This window comes from Deefgea sp. CFH1-16, assembly GCF_016881365.1.
In the GTDB taxonomy this organism is placed as follows: Bacteria; Pseudomonadota; Gammaproteobacteria; order Burkholderiales; family Chitinibacteraceae; genus Deefgea.
Genome location: NZ_WLYT01000001.1, coordinates 2,003,947 through 2,025,216 on the forward strand (window position 1 = coordinate 2,003,947; position 21,270 = coordinate 2,025,216).

The 21,270-nt window shown below is 48.8% G+C and carries 23 protein-coding genes and 4 pseudogenes; 15 read left to right on the forward strand and 12 right to left on the reverse strand.

The genetic code is table 11. From position 1 onward, the window contains the following. Positions 1 to 93 precede the first annotated feature (93 nt). On the forward strand, positions 94 to 297 hold the full coding sequence (locus GKO28_RS11015; RefSeq protein WP_173533122.1) for a cold-shock protein: 204 nt from the start codon (positions 94 to 96) through the stop codon (positions 295 to 297). A gap of 133 nt (positions 298 to 430) precedes the next feature. On the opposite strand, the pseudogene icd reads toward GKO28_RS11015, so the two are convergent. Next, positions 431 to 1,656, reverse strand: a pseudogene (icd, locus tag GKO28_RS11020) (NADP-dependent isocitrate dehydrogenase). 131 nt (positions 1,657 to 1,787) lie between these two features. Here icd and GKO28_RS11025 point away from each other — a divergent pair. The 4 genes from GKO28_RS11025 to GKO28_RS11040 are packed head-to-tail and all read left to right on the forward strand — an operon-like array spanning position 1,788 to position 3,504. Continuing rightward, entirely contained in the window at positions 1,788 to 2,411 is a 624-nt protein-coding gene (locus GKO28_RS11025) for a pseudouridine synthase (protein WP_182076282.1), read from the forward strand. After that, the gene (locus tag GKO28_RS11030) at positions 2,411 to 2,596 is read left to right on the forward strand and encodes a hypothetical protein (protein WP_182076283.1); all 186 of its coding nucleotides are present in this window, start codon (positions 2,411 to 2,413) and stop codon (positions 2,594 to 2,596) included. The genes GKO28_RS11025 and GKO28_RS11030 overlap by 1 nt, the downstream gene beginning before the upstream one ends. Then, positions 2,589 to 2,858 (forward strand): hypothetical protein, encoded by a 270-nt coding sequence (locus GKO28_RS11035; protein ID WP_203564105.1) that lies wholly within the window; start codon positions 2,589 to 2,591, stop codon positions 2,856 to 2,858. Before GKO28_RS11030 ends, GKO28_RS11035 begins: the two co-directional genes overlap by 8 nt. Next, a complete protein-coding gene (locus GKO28_RS11040; protein WP_203564106.1) occupies positions 2,773 to 3,504 on the forward strand; it encodes a pseudouridine synthase in 732 nt (243 codons plus the stop codon). Before GKO28_RS11035 ends, GKO28_RS11040 begins: the two co-directional genes overlap by 86 nt. 38 nt (positions 3,505 to 3,542) lie before the next feature. Here the strand turns inward: GKO28_RS11040 and GKO28_RS11045 are convergent, their stop codons facing one another. Further along, on the reverse strand, positions 3,543 to 4,166 hold the full coding sequence (locus GKO28_RS11045) for a transcriptional regulator (protein WP_182076284.1): 624 nt from the start codon (positions 4,164 to 4,166) through the stop codon (positions 3,543 to 3,545). Positions 4,167 to 4,652: 486 nt separating this feature from the next. Between GKO28_RS11045 and GKO28_RS21485 the strand changes: the two genes are divergently transcribed. The 3 genes from GKO28_RS21485 to GKO28_RS11060 all read left to right on the forward strand — a co-directional run bounded on the left by GKO28_RS21485 (position 4,653) and on the right by GKO28_RS11060 (position 7,557). After that, positions 4,653 to 5,333, forward strand: coding sequence for a cation:dicarboxylate symporter family transporter (locus GKO28_RS21485; RefSeq protein WP_182076285.1), 681 nt, complete (start codon positions 4,653 to 4,655; stop codon positions 5,331 to 5,333). After that, on the forward strand, positions 5,330 to 6,076 hold the full coding sequence (locus GKO28_RS21490; protein ID WP_182076286.1) for a cation:dicarboxylate symporter family transporter: 747 nt from the start codon (positions 5,330 to 5,332) through the stop codon (positions 6,074 to 6,076). The genes GKO28_RS21485 and GKO28_RS21490 overlap by 4 nt, the downstream gene beginning before the upstream one ends. A gap of 257 nt (positions 6,077 to 6,333) precedes the next feature. After that, on the forward strand, positions 6,334 to 7,557 hold the full coding sequence (locus GKO28_RS11060; RefSeq protein WP_203564107.1) for a CoA-disulfide reductase: 1,224 nt from the start codon (positions 6,334 to 6,336) through the stop codon (positions 7,555 to 7,557). A gap of 113 nt (positions 7,558 to 7,670) precedes the next feature. Here the strand turns inward: GKO28_RS11060 and yaaA are convergent, their stop codons facing one another. The 9 genes and pseudogenes from yaaA to GKO28_RS11100 form a co-directional block, all read right to left on the reverse strand. Beyond that, on the reverse strand, positions 7,671 to 8,435 hold the full coding sequence (yaaA, locus tag GKO28_RS11065; protein WP_182076287.1) for a peroxide stress protein YaaA: 765 nt from the start codon (positions 8,433 to 8,435) through the stop codon (positions 7,671 to 7,673). Between the two features lie 64 nt (positions 8,436 to 8,499). Further along, entirely contained in the window at positions 8,500 to 9,129 is a 630-nt protein-coding gene (locus GKO28_RS11070; protein ID WP_173533130.1) for a response regulator transcription factor, read from the reverse strand. 57 nt (positions 9,130 to 9,186) lie between these two features. Further along, the gene (locus GKO28_RS22835; RefSeq protein ID WP_374220726.1) at positions 9,187 to 9,327 is read right to left on the reverse strand and encodes an ATP-binding protein; all 141 of its coding nucleotides are present in this window, start codon (positions 9,325 to 9,327) and stop codon (positions 9,187 to 9,189) included. A 19-nt stretch (positions 9,328 to 9,346) separates the two neighbouring features. After that, positions 9,347 to 10,165, reverse strand: a pseudogene (locus GKO28_RS11075) (sensor histidine kinase); the annotation flags it as partial. 161 nt (positions 10,166 to 10,326) lie between these two features. After that, on the reverse strand, positions 10,327 to 11,499 hold the full coding sequence (locus GKO28_RS22290) for a PAS domain S-box protein (protein WP_182076289.1): 1,173 nt from the start codon (positions 11,497 to 11,499) through the stop codon (positions 10,327 to 10,329). Next, the gene (locus tag GKO28_RS11085; RefSeq protein ID WP_182076290.1) at positions 11,492 to 12,487 is read right to left on the reverse strand and encodes a 2-hydroxyacid dehydrogenase; all 996 of its coding nucleotides are present in this window, start codon (positions 12,485 to 12,487) and stop codon (positions 11,492 to 11,494) included. Before GKO28_RS11085 ends, GKO28_RS22290 begins: the two co-directional genes overlap by 8 nt. Positions 12,488 to 12,491: 4 nt before the next feature. Next, positions 12,492 to 12,749: a hypothetical protein gene (locus GKO28_RS11090; RefSeq protein ID WP_182076291.1), complete on the reverse strand. Its 258-nt coding sequence runs from the start codon at positions 12,747 to 12,749 to the stop codon at positions 12,492 to 12,494. Between the two features lie 148 nt (positions 12,750 to 12,897). Beyond that, positions 12,898 to 14,790 (reverse strand): lytic transglycosylase domain-containing protein, encoded by a 1,893-nt coding sequence (locus tag GKO28_RS11095; protein WP_182076292.1) that lies wholly within the window; start codon positions 14,788 to 14,790, stop codon positions 12,898 to 12,900. A gap of 114 nt (positions 14,791 to 14,904) precedes the next feature. Next, entirely contained in the window at positions 14,905 to 15,195 is a 291-nt protein-coding gene (locus GKO28_RS11100) for a hypothetical protein (RefSeq protein ID WP_203564334.1), read from the reverse strand. Here GKO28_RS11100 and glyQ point away from each other — a divergent pair. The 7 genes and pseudogenes from glyQ to GKO28_RS11130 all read left to right on the forward strand — a co-directional run bounded on the left by glyQ (position 15,088) and on the right by GKO28_RS11130 (position 20,819). After that, a complete protein-coding gene (gene glyQ / locus GKO28_RS11105; RefSeq protein WP_182076293.1) occupies positions 15,088 to 15,981 on the forward strand; it encodes a glycine--tRNA ligase subunit alpha in 894 nt (297 codons plus the stop codon). The two genes, GKO28_RS11100 and glyQ, sit on opposite strands and share 108 nt — an antisense overlap. Positions 15,982 to 15,997: 16 nt before the next feature. Continuing rightward, positions 15,998 to 16,489, forward strand: a complete 492-nt coding sequence (locus GKO28_RS11110; RefSeq protein WP_182076294.1) for a surface-adhesin E family protein — start codon at positions 15,998 to 16,000, stop codon at positions 16,487 to 16,489. A gap of 45 nt (positions 16,490 to 16,534) precedes the next feature. Then, positions 16,535 to 18,603: pseudogene (glyS, locus tag GKO28_RS11115) on the forward strand (glycine--tRNA ligase subunit beta). 124 nt (positions 18,604 to 18,727) lie between these two features. Beyond that, a pseudogene (gmhB, locus tag GKO28_RS11120) lies at positions 18,728 to 19,271 on the forward strand (D-glycero-beta-D-manno-heptose 1,7-bisphosphate 7-phosphatase). 111 nt (positions 19,272 to 19,382) lie between these two features. Next, positions 19,383 to 20,021 carry a lysophospholipid acyltransferase family protein gene (locus GKO28_RS11125; protein WP_307838993.1) on the forward strand — a complete coding sequence of 213 codons (639 nt, stop codon included), beginning with the start codon at positions 19,383 to 19,385 and terminating at the stop codon, positions 20,019 to 20,021. Continuing rightward, positions 19,987 to 20,121: a hypothetical protein gene (locus GKO28_RS22295; RefSeq protein WP_307838994.1), complete on the forward strand. Its 135-nt coding sequence runs from the start codon at positions 19,987 to 19,989 to the stop codon at positions 20,119 to 20,121. Before GKO28_RS11125 ends, GKO28_RS22295 begins: the two co-directional genes overlap by 35 nt. Positions 20,122 to 20,129: 8 nt before the next feature. Continuing rightward, the gene (locus tag GKO28_RS11130; protein ID WP_182076295.1) at positions 20,130 to 20,819 is read left to right on the forward strand and encodes a M48 family metallopeptidase; all 690 of its coding nucleotides are present in this window, start codon (positions 20,130 to 20,132) and stop codon (positions 20,817 to 20,819) included. Positions 20,820 to 20,995: 176 nt separating this feature from the next. On the opposite strand, the gene GKO28_RS11135 is transcribed toward GKO28_RS11130, so the two are convergent. Next, a complete protein-coding gene (locus GKO28_RS11135) occupies positions 20,996 to 21,208 on the reverse strand; it encodes a hypothetical protein (RefSeq protein WP_182076296.1) in 213 nt (70 codons plus the stop codon). Positions 21,209 to 21,270: the final 62 nt, after the last annotated feature.

A 21,270-nucleotide genomic window follows, 5' to 3' on the forward strand; every position in this document is an offset into this window, starting at 1 on the left:
TTTTGGGATGCCCACGACAAACCGGTTTACCGGTTTTGTACTTTAGTACGATCGGCAATTTATTTTATTTTTGTTATTCAGGATGTCCTCAACATGGCATTAGGTACTGTTAAGTGGTTCAATGATTCTAAAGGCTTTGGCTTTATTACTCCAGACGAAGGCGGCGAAGATCTTTTCGCTCACTTCTCTGCGATCAACATGCCAGGCTTCAAAACATTGAAAGAAGGCCAACGTGTCTCTTTCGATATCACTCAAGGTCAGAAAGGCAAGCAAGCTGGTAACATCCAAGCTGCTTAATTTTCGATTTAAGTGAAAAAAACAAAAACCCGCCTCGGCGGGTTTTTTTGTTGTGGTGATACTAAAATATGATGCATAAACGTAAAAAAACCCTGCCATTGACAGGGGTTTGAATGTCAAACACGCATTGTGTTTACATGCGAGCGATCATGGCTTTACCAAACGCTGAGCAAGATACTTCTTCTGCGTCGTCCATCAAACGAGCGAAGTCATAAGTTACTTGCTTGTCGGCAATGGCTTTGCCCATTGCTTCGATGATTTTGTCAGCAGCTTCAGTCCAGCCCATATGACGCAACATCATTTCAGCCGACAAGATGATTGAACCTGGGTTCACTTTATCTTGGCCTGCGTATTTTGGTGCCGTGCCGTGAGTGGCTTCAAAGCAAGCAATGTTGTCAGACAAGTTCGCGCCTGGTGCGATACCGATACCGCCAACTTCTGCTGCCAAGGCATCAGAAATGTAGTCGCCGTTTAGATTCAATGTGGCAATCACATCGTAATCTGCTGGACGCAACAAGGATTTGTTGCAAGAATGCATCAGCGATCACGTCTTTGATGACGATACCGTTTGGTAGTTGCATCCATGGACCACCGTCGATCTCAACCGCGCCGAATTCATTGCGCGCTAATTCATAGCCCCAAGTACGGAACATGCCTTCGGTAAACTTCATGATGTTACCTTTGTGAACCAAGGTAACACTGCGACGGTTGTTGTCGATAGCGTATTGAATGGCTTTGCGAACCAGACGCTCAGTACCTTCTTTCGATACTGGTTTGATACCGATCGATGAAGTTTCTGGGAAACGGATTTTAGTTACGCCCATTTCTTTTTGTAAGAATTCGATAACTTTTTTCGCGCCTTCAGATTCAGCATCCCATTCGATACCGGCGTAGATGTCTTCGGGTGTTTTCACGGAAGATCGTCATATCAACGCGTTCTGGGTGCTTCACTGGCGATGGTACGCCTTGGAAGTAGCGCACTGGGCGTAAGCAAACGTAAAGATCCAAATTTTGACGCAATGCCACGTTCAATGAACGGATGCCGCCGCCAACTGGTGTTGCCAATGGGCCTTTAATTGAAACCACGTATTCTTTTAATGCATCGAGGGTTTCTTGTGGCAGATATGAGCCATCAGCGTACAATTTAGAGGCTTTCTCGCCGCAATAGATTTCCATCCAGTGGATTTTACGGTCGTCGCCGTAGCACTTTTTCACAGCGGCATCGACAACATCGATCATTACTGGGGTGATATCCACGCCAATACCATCACCTTCGATAAATGGGATGATAGGATTGTTTGGCGTTGCTAGGTTAGGAACGATCTTTTCGCCCCCTTGTGGGACTTTGATTAGACTCATCGGGCACACCTGTGAATTCAGTGGTTGAAAACGTTCACCGCAAGCTTATTAAAGTTTTTGTCGCGGTAAAAACCGAACTATTATCACAGGTTTATCGCCATTCTGCCAAGATTTACTAGACAATTGTTGCCATGCCTAAATTGATTTTATTTAACAAGCCTTACGGTGTTATTTGCCAGTTTTCACCGAGCCCACCACATCAATGTTTGGCTGATTATGTTTCCGTGAAAGCTGTCTATGCTGCCGGTCGTTTAGATACCGACTCAGAAGGATTGCTGTTGCTTACGGGAGATGGTGCTTTACAGCACAAAATTACCGACCCGAAGCATAAACTCGTCAAAACCTACTGGGTGCAAGTTGAAGGCATCCCCGACGATGCTGCACTGGCGGCATTGCGCGCGGGTGGTTTGGATTTGGGAGATTTTAAAACACTTCCTGCCGAGGTACGTCTGATCGAGCAACCCGAAATCATCTGGCCGCGCGTGCCGCCGATTCGTGAGCGCGCCGCAATTCCGACGTCGTGGCTAGAAATTAAAATTTCCGAAGGAAAAAATCGCCAAGTACGGCGGATGACTGCGAAAGTAGGGTATCCAACGCTGCGTCTTATTCGTTATGCGATAGGGGCTTATACCCTCGATAATATTGAATTGGGCCAGTGGATCGAAATGAGTGTGCCAGCGGTGCATGTTCCGATACCTAAACCGGCAGGTAAACCGAAACAACGCGGCCGTCGTGGCCCGAATAAGGTACGTTAATGCTGCAGAAAAAAATCTTTCAACGCAGAGATGCAGAGACGCAGGGGGAAAGTAAGGGTGGGGAGCACCTCTGCATCGTCTCGATGATTCCTGATGAAATTAGTATTCATCTCTTTCTCCGCGCCTCTGTGCCTCTGCGTCGGATTTTAAGTATTTTATTTGCATCGGCGGTGCGCCATGGCTAAACCCATCGCGCCGATTCCGCATAAAGACGGCATCGCGCCGAGTTTTGTTGGTCTACCACAAGGTGACTGGCCGCTGGTGCTGGACTTTTTGATTGCGCGTTTTCCCCATGTTGTGGCGGAGGATATTCGTGGTCGTTTGCTACGCGGCGAAGTCGTCGATGAAGCTGGCACGCCGTATGCTGTCGACTCACCGTACCGCGCCGGTACGGTGCTGTGGTATTTACCGCCCGCAACCCGAACCGCTCACTGTGCCGTTTACTGAGACGATTTTGTATCAAGACGAGATTTTACTGGTGGTGGATAAGCCGCACTTTCTGCCCGTGACGCCGGTTGGGCGCTACGCGCTAGAAAATCTGCAAACGCGCTTGCGCCAGCGTTTGGATAATCCTGAAATTACGACGTTGCATCGGCTGGATAAAGAAACCGCTGGCGTAATTTTGTTTTGCCAACAGCCCGCGCATCGCCATGCTTATCACGCGCTATTTGAATCGCGGCAAGTGCAAAAAACCTATGAAGCCATTGCTGGATTTCGCCGTGATTTAGTTTTGCCCTACGTGCATCACAGCCGCATCGAAAATCGCGATGATGCGTTTACTGTGCAGGAAGTGGCGGGCGTGCCCAATAGTGAAACCGCGATTGAGCTGATTGAACAACGTGGCGAATATGCGCATTACTGCCTTGCACCCCACACTGGGCGCAAACATCAGCTGCGGGTGCATCTGGCGGGCTTGGGGATTCCGATTGTCAATGATGCGTGGTATCCCGAGCTGATGCCCGATAAAGGCAACGATTTCTCGTCGCCGCTGCAATTGTTGGCCAGAACGATTGAATTTATCGACCCTGTTACGGGGGAGGCGCGGCAGTTTAGTAGTCAGCGCGCCTTAGTTTGGCCCGAGCAACCACGATGAGCTAGGGCTCGATTGAGCATCCAATAGACGCTAAGGCTTTAACCGTTTTTCAAATAGCGATACAAAGTCGGTTCGGAAATTTCGAGGATATGGGCGGTTTTGGCAACAAAACCGCGAATCGAAAACAAACCTCGCTGCTCTAAATCTTTAACCACCTGTGATTTTTCTTCGGCAGACATCCTTGCTGGGGCGATTGGATATTGCTCCAGTACGCTTTGCAAAATATCTTGGCCAACATCATCGACCGACATCGAGAGTGATTCTTGATGAGTTTGTTCTGGCTCATTGGGAAGCAATTTACGGATTGATTCTTGTAAGTCGAGCAATCTTTTATCGTCGGTATTGATGCACAGCATCGCGGCGGGCTCGCCATCCTCACCCTTAATAATCAGTGTTGAAGATCGCAGTAATACGCCACGATGGGTTTTGCTACGGTAATTGAGCTTATAGCTAACGCCGTCTGATTGGCGATACTCTTGCACCATACGTAAAGCGAGATCGGTGGCGGGCGCACCGACTTGACGCCCTGAGAGGTGACCGTTGCTAATTGCAGCTAAGGAGGCGTTGATATTGGAAAGGTCATGCACGACGACCTCAGAGTCTTCACCTAAAACACCGGCAATGAAGTTAACCAGTAACTCGGCATCAATCTGTATTTTCATGGCGTAAGTGACTAAATGAAATTTATCTTGTTAAGATTCTAACAATCTTTTTAATAAAAAAACCAATCAAAACAATGTCTTTGAGTTAATTGCTCTTGGTGATTTTTGCTTTGAGTTAAGGCAAATTGCTGCTTTTTTACCTAGAAATCAATGGTTTTCCCTGCTCTATTAGTGAGATGATATCGCGATACTCAAGTCCACGACCTGATATAATAATAAATTATCGTCATGAATGTTTTTTTTCAGAAACGGACCTAGACTTGATTTGGGTCAAGTGAATTCAGTGCTAATCCCTTTATCTTGATGCTAGGGAACTGATTGGGAGCATGTAAACCACAAAATCACATGGTGCTAAAGATTGTTTGGTTGGGTAATGAAAGCCTCACAGACTCAATGCCTTGCCATAAACAACATGCTCGATTTCCGACATTCAGATAATGATGAATTAAAAAACGCTTTAATTTTTGTAAAAAAGAGGCACTAACCATGCATGACACAAGCCACGCCATATTTCATGGGGTTTTTTTTGAGAATTTCTTATCAATCACCCACTATCAAACACTGATTGCGATTGCGCTGTTGCTGGCGTCGTTCTGGGTATTAAAACAATTACAAAACAAAAAAATTGATTTCTCTAAGCGCATGTTGGTGAGTTTAGTACTGGGCTCAGGTTTGGGTTTGCTAGTGCAAGCGTCGGTTGGGTTTCCAATGCAAGCCAATACGTGGATGCAAGAAACCGCAACGTGGTATGGCTTAGCCGGTCGTGCATTTATTGCCTTCATCCGTATGCTGGTGATTCCTTTGATTTTTGTTTCCATCGTCAAAGTGATTCTAGATTTTTCGGGTAAAGAAGACTTACCAAAAATCGCTTTCCGTGGGATTTTCTGGTTGCTGTTTACTACTGCAATCGCCTGTGTTCTCGGTATCGTATTGGCCAACGCATTTGGCTTGGGTTATGGCGTGAGTGCTGCAACCGGTACCGCTGAAATCAAGCAATACACCAATTTGGTTGATACGATTGTTCGCTTGATTCCAAGCAATATCGTCGTTGCGATGCACGGTGAAAACATTGTGGGCTTAGTGATTTTCTCTGCCTTGCTGGGTATTGCTGCGACCCGGATGGAAAAGAAAAATCCAGAAGTGATTGGCGCGCGTTTAAAACCTTGATTTTCGGCCTGCATAAAATCGTGATGTCGGTTGCAATGACCGTGATTAAATTTATGCCATATGCCGTTGTTGCTTTGTTGGCCCGCACTATTGTCAGCAATGGTATTCCTGCGATTTTAGAAGTCTCTAGTTTTGTCGCTGCTATTTATATTGCAATGGCTTTGATTATGCTGCTGCATATCATCATTGTTGCGTTGCACGGTGTTTCACCGGTGATGTTTGTTAAAAAATCAATCGGTACTTGGTTGATGGCGTTCACGAGTCGTTCTTCAGTGGGTACTTTGCCGATGACGATTTCAACGTTGACTAATCGTATGGGTGTGAATAGTGGCACTTCAAACTTGGTGGGCTCATTAGGTAGTACGATTGGTATGAATGGTTGTGCCGGTTTCTTCCCGGCGATGATCGTGGTGATGGTGGCGCATATGGTGGGGATTGAAACCAATATGCAGTTTTACATTATGATGTTGATTGTGGTGACGATTGGTTCAATTGGTATCGCCGGTATTCCAGGGACGGCCACCGTAGCTGCAACGATTGCCTTATCGGGTATGGGCATGGGTGAGCATTTCGCACTGATTGGTATGGTGTTGGCGATTGATCCGGTGATCGATATGGCACGCACCTTGGCCAATGTATCTGGCACCATGACCGCTGCCGTTGCTACGGATCGCGAAATGGGCCTGATGGATATGACGGTATTTAATGATCCAAATGCGGGTCTAGATAGCGAAGAAGCTTAAGTTAAATTGAGCTAAATGGAGCGGCATGGGGGTATCGAGCATCGATGCGACTTTGCCGCTCGAATTGTTTTTAGCGCTCAATCGGTCACGCCGATGAGTGTATGAATTGAAATGAGAGCCGATGGCTCGCAATCCATGGAGTAACACAATGAATTATTTAATCTTGGGTGCGAATGCAGCAGGGATGTCGGCGGCAGTACGAATTTTAAAGTTTGATAAAACCGCCAGCATCACGGTGCCTAGAAAAGAGCGACGTGGTGTCATTTGGCGCCTGCGGGATTCCGTATTATGTTGGTGGCGAATTTAAAGACATTGAGCAAATGACGGCGCGCTCTTTGGCGGAATTCACCCAAATTGGCATTGATGTGCGCTGTTTGCATACGGTGACCGGGCTGGATGCGGCAAGTAAAACCGTTACCGCAGTTAATGCCGAGCAGCAAACGCAAACCTTTACCTACGACAAGCTGTTGATTGCAGTTGGCGCATCGCCCGTGCAGCCACCGATTCAAGGCTTAAACACACAAAACGTCTTTACCATGCACTCTAAGCGCGATGCGCAGCTGATCGTCGATCAATTAGAGCAAGTGCAAAACGTTGTCGTGATTGGCAATGGCTTTATTGGTATTGAGGCCAGCGAAGCATTGCGTGAGCAGGGAAAAAACGTCACTTTGATTGGTTTATCGGGCCGGGTGCTCGAAACGATTTTTGATGCTGAAATCAGTACGATTTTAGAAGAATCACTTCAGCGCCATGGCGTTAATCTACGCAATAGCGAAATGGTGACCGAACTCGTGAGCGAACAAGGCCGTGTGCATCAGGTGGTGAGCAATCTGGGTCAATACCCCGCCGATATGGTGATCGTCGCGGCTGGATTTAAACCCAATACTGATTTTTTAGCGAGCAGTGGTTTAACCTTGTCCGAGCAAGGCGCCATTGTGATTGATGTCCAGTGCCAAACCAATTTGCCGGATGTTTACGCCGCAGGCGATTGCGCGACAGTACCGCACCGCATCAGCGGTACGGCGTATATTCCATTGGCCACGACGGCCAATAAGTTAGGCCGTATTGTGGGTGAAGTGATGGCTGGGCAGCCAAGTCAATTTGTTGGCACTTTGGGTTCTAGCGGCATTCGCGTGTTTGATATTGAAGCAGGCCGTACTGGGATTACTGAGCTAGAAGCGCAGCAGCAAAATATTGACTATGGCACCGTTTGGATTAAAGACAAAAACCACACCGATTACGTGGCAGCGCAAAGCGAAATGTGGGTCAAACTGATTTATGAGCGCAGCACGCGCCGTTTACTCGGTGGCCAAGTTTGTGGCGCTTATCTCGGTGGTGCAGTACACCGCGTCGATGCTTTGGCAGTTGCTGTGTATAGCGGCATCACGGTTGAAGAGCTGGGCTTTATGGATTTCATTTATGCACCGCCATTTGCGAGAACGTGGAATGTTCTGAATATCGCCGGCAACGTGGCCAAGTAAATTACCGCCACTCGTTGCAATGAAAAAAACCGCACCAGTCAATAGGTGCGGTTTTTTTCATTGCTTGAGTATTGCTTGCTAGCCGATTTTAAATAAGGCCCGCAGCAATATACCTATTCTGCCATGCGGCGGAATACCCAGCGCTGTTGCTCGCTATTGCTGGCATCAAAAGCATAGCCATCCAAATCAAAGTGCTTCAGATCATTGGCATGGGTAATGGCATTGAGCGCGGCGTAGCGCACCATCAGGCCACGCGCACGTTTGGCGTAGAAGCTGATGATTTTGTATTGGCCGTTTTTAAAGTCTTCAAAAATCGGCGTAATCACCGGCGCGTTTAATTTTGCTGGGCGAATCGCTTTGAAATACTCTTCGCTGGCCAAATTAACAATCTGTTGCTGTTCAATCTCATTCACCGCGTTGGTAATGGTGTCGCCCCAGAAATCATATAAATTTTTGCCGCGCGGATTACTTAACTTGGTGCCCATTTCTAGGCGATAGGCTTGCATCAAATCATGTGGGCGCAATAACCCGTATAAACCCGACAAAATACGTAGATGTTGCGCCAGATAAGCATGTTGCTCGATCGAAAGCTGCTCGGCAGCCAGACCGGTATAGACATCGCCCATAAAAGCCAATACCGCCGCTTTGGCGTTATCCGGATTGAAGTTGGCTTGCCATGAATGATAACGGCCAAAATTGAGCGTTGCTAAGGGATCTGACAGTTTCATCAGCTGGGCAATATCGGCGGGCGTTTTTTGGCGCAAAACGTCGATCAATTGCTGCGATTGCGCTAAAAAATCGGGCGTCGTCTGCGGTAAGCCCGCTGGCGTGGGGCGAGTGTAATCCAGCGTTTTTGCTGGCGAAATAAGCATGAACACAACAAAATCCTTGGGGTATTGAGTTGTAGCCCATAATAAATATGGGCCACATGGTCATACGGTATTAATGTGGTTCTACACCAGCGTCACGCAAGCGCGCTGCGAGTTCCATTGCGGTTTTAACCTGCATTTTTTCTAAAATCCGTGCGCGATGCACTTCGACTGTTTTCATCGAAATCGACAAATCATCGGCGATTTGCTTATTTAAGCGACCCGTGAGTATCAATTTCATCACTTCGCGCTCGCGCGGCGTTAGGCAGGCCAAACGCTGATCAACTGCGGTTCGGGTTTGCCATTCTTCGCGGCTGAGCTGATCTTGCGATAAGCAGCTTTCAACTAAATCAACGATGTCGTTGTCAGAGAATGGTTTTTCGATAAAGTCGGCAGCGCCTTGTTTGAGTGCCGCCACAGCCATTGGCACATCGCCGTGACCGGTAAGGAAAATAATCGGTGGGCAATAGTTAAACGCTTGTAACTTATTGAATAGCTCCAAGCCGCCCATGCCCGGCATCCGTACATCGAGCACGAGACTACCGTAATCTTCTGGGCGGTAGCTGGCTAACAAATCTTCGGCGCTGGCAAAGGTATTGACTTGATGGTTTCGCGTTGAGAACAACCAAGAAAGCGCGTCGCGAATCGCGTCGTCATCATCCACAATGGCGATTTTTCGGGTGTTTGGGCGATCAAGGTTCATAAATTGAGTGCTCCTGCAGTGAATAGCGATGACAAATTGCTGAAAATTACGTCGCGATTAGGGCTCACCAGCCAAACTTTCTTGTGGTAAGGGCAAGGTGAAGATAAAGCGACTGCCGCCGCCTGGATTGCTCTCGACCCACAGTCGGCCTTGGTGGTGCTCGATAATTGAGCGGCAAATGTTTAAACCCATTCCCATCCCGGTATTTTTTGTTGTGTAAAAGGGCTTTAAACAATTGTTCCATTTGTTCAGGATTAATACCAGTGCCGCGATCCGCAATAATGACCGATAAAAAGTCTTTATTGCTACTAATGCTTAAATCGAGCGTCCGATTAGCAATCGGCGTGTCGTGCATGGCCTCAATCGCGTTTTTCATCAGGTTAAACATAACTTGTTCCAGCATCACCGCATCGGCATACACAATCGGTAAATCACGCACTTCGCCGATAGTGAGCTTGACTTGCTGCTTGGCCACTTCGGCGGCGAGTAATGTACGCACAGTATCAACCAAGTCAGCAATCTCACAGGGCTTGCGGTGCGGTGCGCGGCGCTGCACAAATTCACGAATCCCCGAAATAATTTTGCCGGCGCGTTTGGCTTGGCCAGCCATTTTTTCGATGGCTTGATCTAGCTGAGCAATATTGGGCTCGGCTTGCGACAGCACATTGCGGCAACCTGTGGCATAGCTGGCAATGGCAGCCAAGGGCTGATTGAGCTCGTGTGCTAAGCTGGATGCCATTTCACCCATGCTAATTAAGCGGGTGGTTTGTTGTAATTGCTCGTTTTGCTGGCGTTCGCGCTCTTGGGCATTTTTGAGCGCAGTGATGTCAGTGGCGATTTCGAGCCAAACCTCTGAACCATCGACCCAGACACTGCTGCGGCTTTTAATTTGATACCAGTGGCCACGATAGGCGTCGAACCATTCGGTTTCGACTGGCGCACCTTTGCGGCGCGGCGTGTACGGTAAGGCGCAATAACGGCCATGCCAATCGGGGATATTAAACGCCCGATCAAACTGCCGGTTGGTGAGGAGCATCTCGCAGCTGGCCGCGTCGCTCACGGAAACCGCTGCTTCTAGGCCATTGAGCACATTCACAAAACGCTCATGGGATGCCTGCAGCGCATTTCGCTCGCGCTGTAATTCGGTAATGTCGTAAATCGAGCTAATCCAGCCGGTATGCTGGCCGTCGCCATCAATCAGTTTGGCAGCGTACAGGCGCACGTCAAAGCGCTCGCCATTGGCGCGCGCATAAAGCGCATTTGATAGCCCGAGGGTTCGGCGCGACCGGATAAAATCGCTCGATACACGGCAGTACAGCGATCCAGATCTTCCGGCGGCCAATACGGCATGGTTTGGCTTTGGCCCAATAAGTCTTCTGCGCTATAGCCGACCATTTCGCAAAAGGCTCGATTGATATAAATCAGGTGGCCATCCTTATCCATCGCCCGAATGCCGGTGACTAAGGAGTTCTCCATTGCTTCACGCATGGCGGTTTCTTGGCGCAATTGTGCTTCGATATTGTGTCGCTCTTTAATGTGTCGCCGCAGTGCCCACGTGGAGGCGAGCATCAAGATAGAGAGCGCAATCACCGTGAGCGTGAGTAGGTATTGTTGCCAGCTGCGTTGCTGCTGATACACCGTCGCTTGCAACTGAAATTGATTGGGCGCCAAATCAAAGTCGATTGCTTGATGTAAGCCGGTTGGGTCTAGATTGCGGTTAAATTTGCTGGCGATGGTTGCGCCGTTTTCAGTTAAAGAAATTTGATAGCGCTGGGCAATCCACCACGGTACTTGCTGTTGCAATAGGGTGTTGAGATTGAGAATGGCAACTAAGGTGTGCCGGCCATGGTAATTGAGGCGCACTGGCGTAACAAAGGCCAGCAATGGCGTTTGGTTTTGCCCTTGTAACACCGTACTAAATTGGGGCGCATTATTGACCAACACCACACTGCGCGCTGCGACCAAATTGCGATGGTTCTGTGGGGGTAACAAATCGGGACGATTGAGTGGATGTTGCCAGCGAACTTGATTGGTTTCATCAATGTATTCCAGACTCATTACTTCGGGCGAGTCTTGCAAAATCGATAAATAGCGACCACTAAATTCGGCTGAGCTTAGACCATCAGTGACAATGACATCAGCAAGACCATCGAGTTGATACTGCAGATTTTCAAGGCGATTTTTGAGCGCTTGCTTTTGCCACAACAGATCTTGCTCGAGGGTGCTGGTGATGGCTTGGTCTTCTTTATGCGCAGTTTGAATTAAAAACAAGGCAAAGACTAAGGCAAACAAGGCGGCGGCAAACGGGGTAATGGTGAGTAGCCAGCGGGAAATCGTTGGCTCCTCGACACGGAACTGCTTTTTAGGCACTGGCTTTTACCTCGTTGCCAAGGGGACGTTGTTGGATGAAATCATCGATGCTTTGCAATACAGAATGGGCAATATTGTCGAGCGCTTCGGTGGTTAAAAAACCTTGATGCGAGGTAATCACCACATTTGGAAACGTCGTTAAGCGCGCCAAGATATCATCTTTGAGCATGCTGTCTGAGAGATCCTCAAAGAACACCCCTTCTTCATGCTCATAGACATCAAGACCAACGCCACCAACGTGACCTGACTTCAGCGATTTAATCAGTGCCAGTGTATTAATTAGGCCGCCACGACTGGTGTTGATGAGTACAACGCCCGGTTTCATTTGTGCTAGCGTGGTCGCGTTAATCATATGGTGCGTGGTTGGAAACAGCGGCGAATGTAAGGAAATAATATCGGCGCGTTTAAATACATCTTCTTGGGTCACAAACTCACAATCCACATCGCATTCTGCGGGGGGATAAGGATCATAGGCGAGAATCTGACAACCAAAGCCACGCGCAATGCGCGCGGTGGCCAGACCGATTTTGCCTGCGCCGACAATACCAAATGTGCGGCCGTGCAAGTTAAAGCCTTCTAAGCCATCAAGGGTAAAGTTGCCATCACGAATGCGGTTAAAAGCACGGTGCGTTTTGCGAACCAAAGTCAGTAGCAGTGCAAACACATGCTCGGCTACGGCTTCGGGAGAATACGCCGGCACTCGCGTGACGATGATGCCATGTGCGGCAGCCGCTTTTAAATCCACGCCATTAAAACCCGCGCAGCGCAATGTGATGAGTTTGACGCCAAGCTGGGCCAGCTGGGTAATGGTGAACGCATCGAGCTTATCATTCACAAAGGGGCAAACCACGTCAAAACCTTGCGCTAAGGGTACGGTTTTGGCGTTGAGCCTATCATCAAAAAAAACGATGTCGTGATCGAATTGGACATTGGCCGCATTGATCGCGGTCTTGTCGTATTGCTTGCTATCAAAGACGGCGATCCGCATCGGTTTAGTCCTTAAAGTTATGCGTCACGGTGGCGTTAAGGTCAAAGCCTTGGTAGTGATAGCCATTTAATTTATTGGCTAAAACATCGCCCAGTGTGCGGGGTGCCTCAGCTGGATATTGCACCAAGGCGATGACATTACGTCCTGCACCTTCGCTGGTGGTAATGTCTACTGGAGCCGGTGCGCCCAATTGCTCGACCAAGAGCGCGATAACATCTTCGCTGCGCGTGGCGGGTGGAAAGTTACCAATAACAATTTGCATAATTGAATCACCTCAATCTTAGTGGTTGGCCAGACTAACAAGGATTTGTAACAACGGTTTCGTAATGCCTATGCTGCAGCAATTAAAATCGTGCCTATCGGAGAAATGCCAAGCTGTAAAACTGTATCGACAATAGGCACGACAATTTCTATTGTGCGGCAGGCACCTTTTCTAAGCGATGACTTAATTGCGTTGGGCTGCCTTTAAAGTAATGCGCGTAATGGCTGGCATTACTGAGTACTTTTTTCACGTAATCGCGGGTTTCACCAAACGGAATGGTTTCGATGTAAATCGTCGGATCTAATTCGCGATCCGCACGCCATTTTCTGGCATTGCCTGGGCCCGCGTTATAACCCGCAGTGGCTAAAATCGCATTGCCGTTAAAGTTTTCCGCCCAGTAGGCCAGATAATAAGTGCCCATTTGCAAATTGCTGGTGACGTCCGTGATGTCAGCGGAGCTGAAGTCGCTGATTTTCATCTTACCTGCGACCCATTTGGCGGTATTGGGCATCAATTGCATTAAGCCTGCTGCGCCAGCACTGGAGCGAATATCGCTAATAAAACGACTTTCTTGGCGAATTAAGCCATAAACCCAAGCTGGATCTAAACCTTGCTCTTTGGCCGCTTGCTCGGCTTCTTCGCGATAGGGCATTGGGTAGCGCAAGGTAAAGTCATGTATTTTTTGCGTGCGCTCGGCGGTATAAATACTGCGGTCATACATTTTATTTTTACGTGCTAATTCAGCCGCAGCCAGCAATTGTGTATCGCTTAAGCCTTGCATGGCGAAATTCCATTCGCGATTGGCTTCAACCCGCCAGTTTTGCTGATTTAGGCTCAAAGCACGCACGACACCGGGCAGGGCGGCAATGGCATTGATTTCTTCGGGTTTGCTGGTGTAGGGCGCACGGGATTCTTGCAGCATGGTGCCGAGTTTTTCTTGCGCTAACAGGCCGTAATAATCAAAGCCATCCGCCAATTGAAGATAAATTTCATTGGCAGCATTAGCTTTATTTTGCGTCTCATAAGCGCGAGCTAGCCAATAGCGATAGGTGTTTTTGGCCTGTGTTTCAGCAGGAAGTGCCTTAATACGAGACTCAACGGCATTCCAATCTTCGGCGCGTAGTGCGGAGCGAATAAACCAAGCTTGATCTTCTTCTTCCAAATCATTCATATCGGCTTTGCTCAGCCAAAATGAGGCATTGGGATGGTGACGCCGCGCAGCGCTTAGGCCCAGTTGTTGCCAAGCAAAACGCTGATCTGCTGCGGATAAATTTGGGCTGAGTTGTTCAATAATCAGCGCGGCTTGTTCTGGACTTTTGCGGCCAATTAACTCTAAAGCATACAGTTGCAATTCAAGATTGGCGCGGCCAGCGGCATTGAGTTGTTTAATTTGTTTGTCGGGTGCGCTATTGATTGCGGCTAGGTTTTTGGCCGAAAACTCGCTCGGGCTACCCACGCGGCTGCTGAGTTGCCGAGCAAAATCCGCGCGATTAGCCGCTAAAGCTTGGCGAATTCGCCACCAAGCATCGTTTTCGCTCAGGCTGCCATTGGCAAATAAAGTATCAAAAATCGGATTGCACGAGGCGGCGAGTGGTTTTGCGGTAAACCATAGGGCTTTATTGGCTTTGAGGGTTGAATTATCGTTACGCGCTTGCGCAGCTTGGCTTTTAAAGCATTGCAATTCAGCCGAAGGCGAATCGATCTTGGCATATTCTTGTTCGAACGATGACCAAGCTTGGCGGCGAGCTAATTCTTTAATCCAGTCATCGCGAAAACGATTAGCCAGCGGCGTATTGGCGTAGCGATTTAAAAACTGATTGGCATCGTCTGCGCTGATTTGTTTCAGTTGCAATGTGAGCCAATAGTAGTTGGGATACATTTCTAGCGGTTTGCCCTGATTGGCATCGCTGATTTGGGCCAGTCGCGGTAAATCACGCGCGCGAACAGCTTGGCGCAGTTCATCTAAGTCGATGTTGGCAAAAGCGCTGGCGCTGAGTAATAAATGGCTACTGAGAAGTAGGGTAACTGAGAGTGCGCGCATAGAAAATTAAGCCGTGAAGGTGGCGAGATGGACGCCAAAAAGCTTAAGCATAACAAGAACGCCGACTTTCTGGCGCGCTTATCCATAATATTTCTGAGTAAAGGCGTAAGAAAGCTATTTTTGCTGGGTGACGCCGTGATTTTTTAGCCCATTTGCAGCGCGCAGCGGCGCAGTTGTCACGCTAAGGCGCGGTGAAATTGCCACGCCGCGACGCTCATTGCGAGCGAGCTGCCACGATGGCGGCAAAAACAGGTAGAATTCATTGATTAAAGAACTGTGCCGTGCGCCAAGAATCCTATGCTGACTTTTCAGGAAATCCTTCTCAAGCTCCAAACCTACTGGGCTGGGCACGGCTGTGCCTTGCTGCAGCCTTATGATATCGAAGTAGGTGCAGGAACCTTTCATACTGCCACCTTTTTGCGCTCAATTGGCCCAGAGCCTTGGAATGCCGCTTATGTGCAACCTTGCCGCCGTCCAAAAGATGGCCGCTATGGCGAAAACCCAAATCGTTGCCAGCATTATTATCAATACCAAGTGGTACTTAAGCCTTCGCCTGACAATATCCAAGAATTGTATCTAGGGTCATTGCAAGAGCTGGGTATCGACACCTCGGTGCACGATGTGCGCTTTGTTGAAGACGACTGGGAAAGCCCAACTTTGGGCGCTTGGGGTCTGGGTTGGGAAGTTTGGCTCAACGGCATGGAAGTGACGCAGTTTACTTACTTCCAGCAAGTCGGCGGTCTAGATTGCAAGCCGGTATTGGGCGAGATCACTTATGGTGTCGAGCGTCTAGCGATGTACCTGCAGGGGGTAGATAGTATCTACGACATCGTTTGGACGGTGTACCCGAATGGTCAAAAAGTCACTTATGGCGATATTTATCATCAAAACGAAGTCGAGCAATCGATTTATAACTTCGAGCAATCGAATGTGCCGTTTTTGTTTGATCAATTCAATCATTTTGAATCTGAAGCCAAACGCTTAATCGACGGCGGCTTGGCCTTACCTGGTTTTGAAATGGTGATGAAATGCTCGCATATGTTCAATTTACTCGATGCGCGTGGTGCGATTTCAGTGACTGAGCGTGCCGCTTATATTGGCCGAGTTCGCAATCTAGCGCGTCTGGTGGCGCAAGCGTATCACGACAGCCGCGAAGCCCTGGGCTTCCCAATGTGCCAATTGCCGGAATAATCCACAGGGGCTCGCCATGTTGCTTCGTTGCAGTTTACTCAGCGCAGTATTGCTATTGAGTGCTTGCGATAAGAAATTCAATGAAGGCGTGAAGGGCCCTGTTGCCGTGCCTTATGCCAAGGCGGAATGGCGTAGTTATGGCAAAACTGCGGATTTTGAAATGCTGGTGGATGCCAATTCAGTTCAGCATGATCCGCAATATTCAGAAGCCAACTACACCTTTGTTTGGATGTTACAGCGATTTAATACCGATCAAACTGACGAAGTCGGCAAAGGCCAATATCGGCTGAAGTACACACGCTCAGCGATTCATTGTGACTCTGGCCGTATGGCTGGCGTGGCCGTGGCCTTGCACGATAGCGAAGACGAAGAAGTGGCCCGTTATGATGTACCGGGGTTTCAGTGGGAATTCACCGACCCGGCCAAAGACAGCTATGGCGCTGATTTTATTCGACAAGTCTGCAAAATCATGAGCGACAAAGACGCCGCACAACAAGATGACGCTTAGGTCAACGACCCGCTGGGCAATGAACTTAAAAAAAAGAGAAACAGCATGAACCCAACACTGCTTATTGAATTATTAACGGAAGAACTCCCCCCAAGGCGCTGCCTAAATTGGGCGCGGTATTTGCCGATACGATTTTTGCTGAATTACAAAAACTGGGCTTTGTCCCTGCTTATGCGCAATACACCACGTTTGCGAGCCCACGTCGTTTGGCAGTGAGCATTGCTAATGTGGCCGCAGTTCAGCCTGAGCAAGCCATTGAAAAGCGCGGTCCAGCGGTCGCAGCTGGGTTTAAAGACGGTCAGCCCACCCCGGCTTTACTCGGTTTTGCTCGCTCTTGCGGCTTGGCGGCTGACGCAGTCAATAGCTTAGAAAAACTGCACGACGGCAAGCAAGAAGTGTTTGTTTTCCGCATGACCAAAGCTGGTCAAGCACTAGACGAAGTCCTTGCTGGCATTGTCGCTGCGGCATTAAAAAAACTGCCTGCGCCAAAATTAATGCGCTGGGGTGATCGTGACGGCCAATTTATTCGTCCGGTACATGGTTTGATGATGTTGCACGGCGATGATTTGATTGCTGGGCAAATTTTGCATCTGAATTCACGCCGCAGCACATTGGGGCATCGCTTTTTATCTAGCGGTGAGCTGGTGCTGTCTAACGCCGATGATTACGCGCGTTTACTCAATGAGCAAGGCCGCGTTATTGCCAGCTTTACCGAGCGCCGTGCATTAATCGGTGAACAACTGCAAGCGGCCGCCGCGGCATTGAATGCCACGATTGCTGCTGATGATGCTTTGTTTGACGAAGTGACTGCCTTGGTGGAATGGCCAGTGGTGTTGAAAGGGGAGTTTGAAGCTGAATTTCTCGATGTGCCACAAGAGTGCTTGATTTTGACCATGCAGCAAAATCAAAAATATTTCCCGTTGCTTGATGCCAATGGCAAATTGATGAATCAATTTTTGCTGGTATCGAATCTGCAAACTGCCGATCCTAGCCACATTATCAATGGCAATGAGCGCGTATTGCGCGCACGTTTATCTGATGCACAATTCTTTTTTGAGCAAGATAAAAAAGCCAAACTCGATACCCGCGTCGGCAAATTAGCCAATGTGGTTTACCACAATAAAATTGGCTCGCAATTGGAGCGCGTGCAGCGTTTGGAAAGCATTGCCGGTGAAATCGCCAAATTACTCGGCGCTGATGTTGGTAAAGCCACGCGTGCGGCTTACTTGGCCAAAGCCGATTTGTCGACCGATATGGTCGGTGAATTTCCTGAGTTGCAAGGGATTATGGGGCAATATTATGCCGAGCATGATGCCGAAGATACGGATGTAGCGTATGCGATTGCAGCCCATTACAAGCCTAAGTTTGCGGGTGATACCCTACCAGAGGGCGCGACAGCACAAGCGGTGTCTTTGGCCGACAAATTAGAAACCTTAGTCGGTATTTACGGTATCGGCTTGATTCCAACGGGCGATAAAGATCCATTTGCATTGCGCCGCGCAGCGCTGGGCGTATTGCGGATTTTGCTCGAGCAGCCACTCGATTTGAAAGCGTTGCTCAATATTGCTGAAGCCAGCTTCCCAGCGGGCTTGATTAAAGCCGGCACGGTGGATGGTTTGTATGGCTTTATGTTGGAGCGCTTGAAAAACTTATTGGCGGCTGAATATCCAGCTGCGGATATTGATGCGGTGTTGGCTAAATCACTAACGTGCTTTGACGACCTGACAGTGCGTTTGGCGGCAGTCGCTGAATTTAAAGCTTTACCAGAAAGCGCGGCGCTCGCAGCGGCAAATAAACGCATTCGCAATATTCTGAAAAAAGTCGAAGGCGATTTGCCGGCATTAAATGCCGCTTTAATTGGCGCTGGTGCTGAACAAGCCTTGTTTGCTCAATTGCAAGCGTTGCAACCGGCGGTAGAAAGCGCTTTGGCGGTGAACGACTTTACCAGCGCACTCAAACAATTGGCGGCATTTAAAGCACCGGTTGATGCCTTCTTTGATTCTGTGATGGTGATGAGCGACGATTTGGCCGAGCGTGGCAATCGTTTAGCACTGTTGTCGCAACTGGCTGATTTGATGAATCGCGTTGCCGAATTGTCATTATTAGCTGATTAAATTGGCTGAGGGCGGATTGATCGTGCAACTCCATGCGCGGTTGATCCGCTGATTTTATTGATTGGTCTTATTCGTCGCTGAGGACGAAAATCTCGCTCGATATTCAAGGTTAAGGATGCAAAAAATGAAACTCTTAATTTTGGATCGGGATGGCGTCATCAATGAAGACAGTCCTGATTATATTAAGTCGCCTGAAGAGTGGCTGCCGATTGCGGGTAGTTTAAATGCGATTGGTGAATTAACCCGAGCAGGCTGGACTTTGGTGGTCGCAACCAATCAAAGTGCGATTGGGCGCGGCATGATTGATGTGGCCACACTCAATCAGATTCATAGCAAGATGCATAAAGCGGTGCATCATATGGGTGGACATTTGGACGCGGTTTTTTTTCTGTCCGCATGCGCCAGATAGTGGCTGCACTTGTCGTAAACCGGCTCCCGGCCTGATTTTAGATATTGCCAAACGTTTTCGTGTTGATGTCAAAGATTGCTATATGGTCGGTGATTCACTACGTGATTTACAAGCAATTGCGACTGCTGGCGGGCGCGCTATTTTAGTTAGAACCGGCAATGGCATGAAAACCGAAGTCCGCGGCAACTTACCCAACGGCACGTTGATTTTTGATGATTTGGCTGCTGCCGCTAATTGGTTAATGTATTCGGCAGATTAAGCTGCTGCCGCTCAAGCCATCTGCTGCGGATGGTTTGAGTTTTCGCTTATTTTTACTAGCGCTGTCGTTGTTAGTTTTCCCATTCTGCTTTTTTTCGCGAGTCTACGTTACATGATCTGGTTGCGCTCTATTTTGTATTGGTTGCTACTCATTATCATTACGCCGGTATTTACCTTGATTGCCATTGTGATTTTGCCGTTGCCTGCGGTGATGCGAAATCGAATTATTCGCTGGTGGTCAGTGATTTTACTTAAGTGGTTATACCTGACTTGCGGCCTTAAATTTCGGGTTGAAGGCGCAGAAAATATTCCCGAAGGGCCAATGATGATTATGTGTAAACATCAATCGGCGTGGGAAACGATGGCGCTGCAGTTGATTTTTCCACCGCAAGTGTGGGTGATGAAACGCGAATTACTCAAAATGCCATTTTTTGGTTGGGCTTTGGCAACCACGTCGCCGATCGCGATTGATCGCGGCCAGCGCGCTGCCGCACAGCGGCAATTGATGGAGCAAGGTAAAGATCGTTTAGCCAAAGGTTTATGGATTGTGATCTTCCCAGAAGGGACGCGGATTAAGCCCGGTGAGCGTGGCCAATATAAACAAGGTGGCGCGCGCTTGGCGCTGGATTTGAATGTACCGATTGTGCCGGTGGCGATGAATTCGGGTGAGTTTTGGCCGAAAAAATTCTTTCTTAAAATGGCCGGGAGAAATCACCGTGCGCGTGGGGCCGCCGATTGCTTCGGAAGGTAAAAAATCATTAGAACTGATTAAAGAAGTCGAAAACTGGATCGAAGGGCAGATGGACGAAATCAGTGGCCGTGGTCCGTGTTTTGAGCAGAAAAAAACATAGGTATTCACTTGCAGTCTTTATTTAAAAATAGCTCTGGCGATATACCTTATCAAATTAAACGCAGCCCACGGCGGCGCAGCATTGGCTTAAAAATTGACGCTCAGGGTTTAACGGTGATTTTGCCGTCAGGCGCTGCCGAGCGTGAAGCCGAGCGGGTTATTCAACTCAAGTTAGCTTGGGTGCGCGCTAAATTGGCCGAGCGCCGCGATGCGCCAGCACTCGTGCCGCCGAGCTTGTGCTGGGGGGCGAGTGCCTTGTATCTGGGCGAGTCTTTTATTTTGCAACCGGCGTTACGCAGCCAATTGGGCGCAGGGGTGTTGTCGCTCTGTGCGGCCCATGAAGCCAAAATTGCACCAGCTTTAATTCGTTTTTATCAACGCGCAGCCCAAGTGTATTTGGCTGAGCGCTTGGCATTGTGGTCGGAACGCATGGCGCTGCAACCCAGAAAGTGGCAGTTGTCGTCGGCCAAAACCCGCTGGGGTAGTTGCACTGCGGCGGGTGACATTCGCTTGAATTGGCGCTTAATGCAAGCGCCAGCCAGCGTGATTGATTATGTGGTGATTCACGAATTGGCGCATTTGGCACAAATGAATCATTCGGCCCGTTTTTGGGCGATTGTTGCCAAAGCCTGTCCACACTGGCAAGCCGAGCGGGCTTGGCTTAAGCAGCACGCTGTGGCGTTGCTGGCTTGGGGCTAATGGCTTTGTGGTTTAATTAAGACTTATCGTCATCACTCAGTAGCGGATTTCTGCGCGGGGTTTAGCATCCAACCCGCACTAACCTTTCCATCATCCTGCATTTCATTGTTGTAAATTGAGTTTCGAAGTCGCCGCAGCTCGCCGCAAAATCAATGAAGCCAGACGTCATTGATTGACTATTGATCTACAAGTGGCACGACTTCGACGCTGGCTTGCGGTGTAGGACTTGGGGTATTGCTCGCAGGCTTAGATGCGCTCATCGCATCGATTGCCATACCCCCGGCAGCAACCGTTCCTGTTGCTACCAATTTGGTGGCGTCATAAGCTAGGCCAACAGCACTGGTGGTGACGCCAACGGCAACTGAACCCACTAAGGCCGCGGTTGTCACAACGGCGCAACCATTAAGTAATAAGGTCAAGCAGAGCACAGCAGGTAATTTAAGCACTCGAT

What these genes read in the sequence shown, in the direction of transcription:
- GKO28_RS11015 (WP_173533122.1), top strand. Translation starts at nt 94, where the DNA reads ATGGCATTAGGTACTGTTAAGTGGTTCAATGATTCTAAAGGCTTTGGC.
- GKO28_RS11025 (WP_182076282.1), top strand. Translation starts at nt 1,788, where the DNA reads ATGCCTAAATTGATTTTATTTAACAAGCCTTACGGTGTTATTTGCCAG.
- GKO28_RS11030 (WP_182076283.1), top strand. Translation starts at nt 2,411, where the DNA reads ATGCTGCAGAAAAAAATCTTTCAACGCAGAGATGCAGAGACGCAGGGG.
- GKO28_RS11035 (WP_203564105.1), top strand. Translation starts at nt 2,589, where the DNA reads ATGGCTAAACCCATCGCGCCGATTCCGCATAAAGACGGCATCGCGCCG.
- GKO28_RS11040 (WP_203564106.1), top strand. Translation starts at nt 2,773, where the DNA reads ATGCTGTCGACTCACCGTACCGCGCCGGTACGGTGCTGTGGTATTTAC.
- GKO28_RS11045 (WP_182076284.1), bottom strand. Translation starts at nt 4,166, where the DNA reads ATGAAAATACAGATTGATGCCGAGTTACTGGTTAACTTCATTGCCGGT.
- GKO28_RS21485 (WP_182076285.1), top strand. Translation starts at nt 4,653, where the DNA reads ATGCATGACACAAGCCACGCCATATTTCATGGGGTTTTTTTTGAGAAT.
- GKO28_RS11070 (WP_173533130.1), bottom strand. Translation starts at nt 9,129, where the DNA reads ATGAACCTTGATCGCCCAAACACCCGAAAAATCGCCATTGTGGATGAT.
- GKO28_RS22835 (WP_374220726.1), bottom strand. Translation starts at nt 9,327, where the DNA reads ATGGGAATGGGTTTAAACATTTGCCGCTCAATTATCGAGCACCACCAA.
- GKO28_RS11085 (WP_182076290.1), bottom strand. Translation starts at nt 12,487, where the DNA reads ATGCGGATCGCCGTCTTTGATAGCAAGCAATACGACAAGACCGCGATC.
- GKO28_RS11090 (WP_182076291.1), bottom strand. Translation starts at nt 12,749, where the DNA reads ATGCAAATTGTTATTGGTAACTTTCCACCCGCCACGCGCAGCGAAGAT.
- GKO28_RS11095 (WP_182076292.1), bottom strand. Translation starts at nt 14,790, where the DNA reads ATGCGCGCACTCTCAGTTACCCTACTTCTCAGTAGCCATTTATTACTC.
- glyQ (WP_182076293.1), top strand. Translation starts at nt 15,088, where the DNA reads ATGCTGACTTTTCAGGAAATCCTTCTCAAGCTCCAAACCTACTGGGCT.
- GKO28_RS11100 (WP_203564334.1), bottom strand. Translation starts at nt 15,195, where the DNA reads ATGAAAGGTTCCTGCACCTACTTCGATATCATAAGGCTGCAGCAAGGC.
- GKO28_RS11110 (WP_182076294.1), top strand. Translation starts at nt 15,998, where the DNA reads ATGTTGCTTCGTTGCAGTTTACTCAGCGCAGTATTGCTATTGAGTGCT.
- GKO28_RS11125 (WP_307838993.1), top strand. Translation starts at nt 19,383, where the DNA reads ATGATCTGGTTGCGCTCTATTTTGTATTGGTTGCTACTCATTATCATT.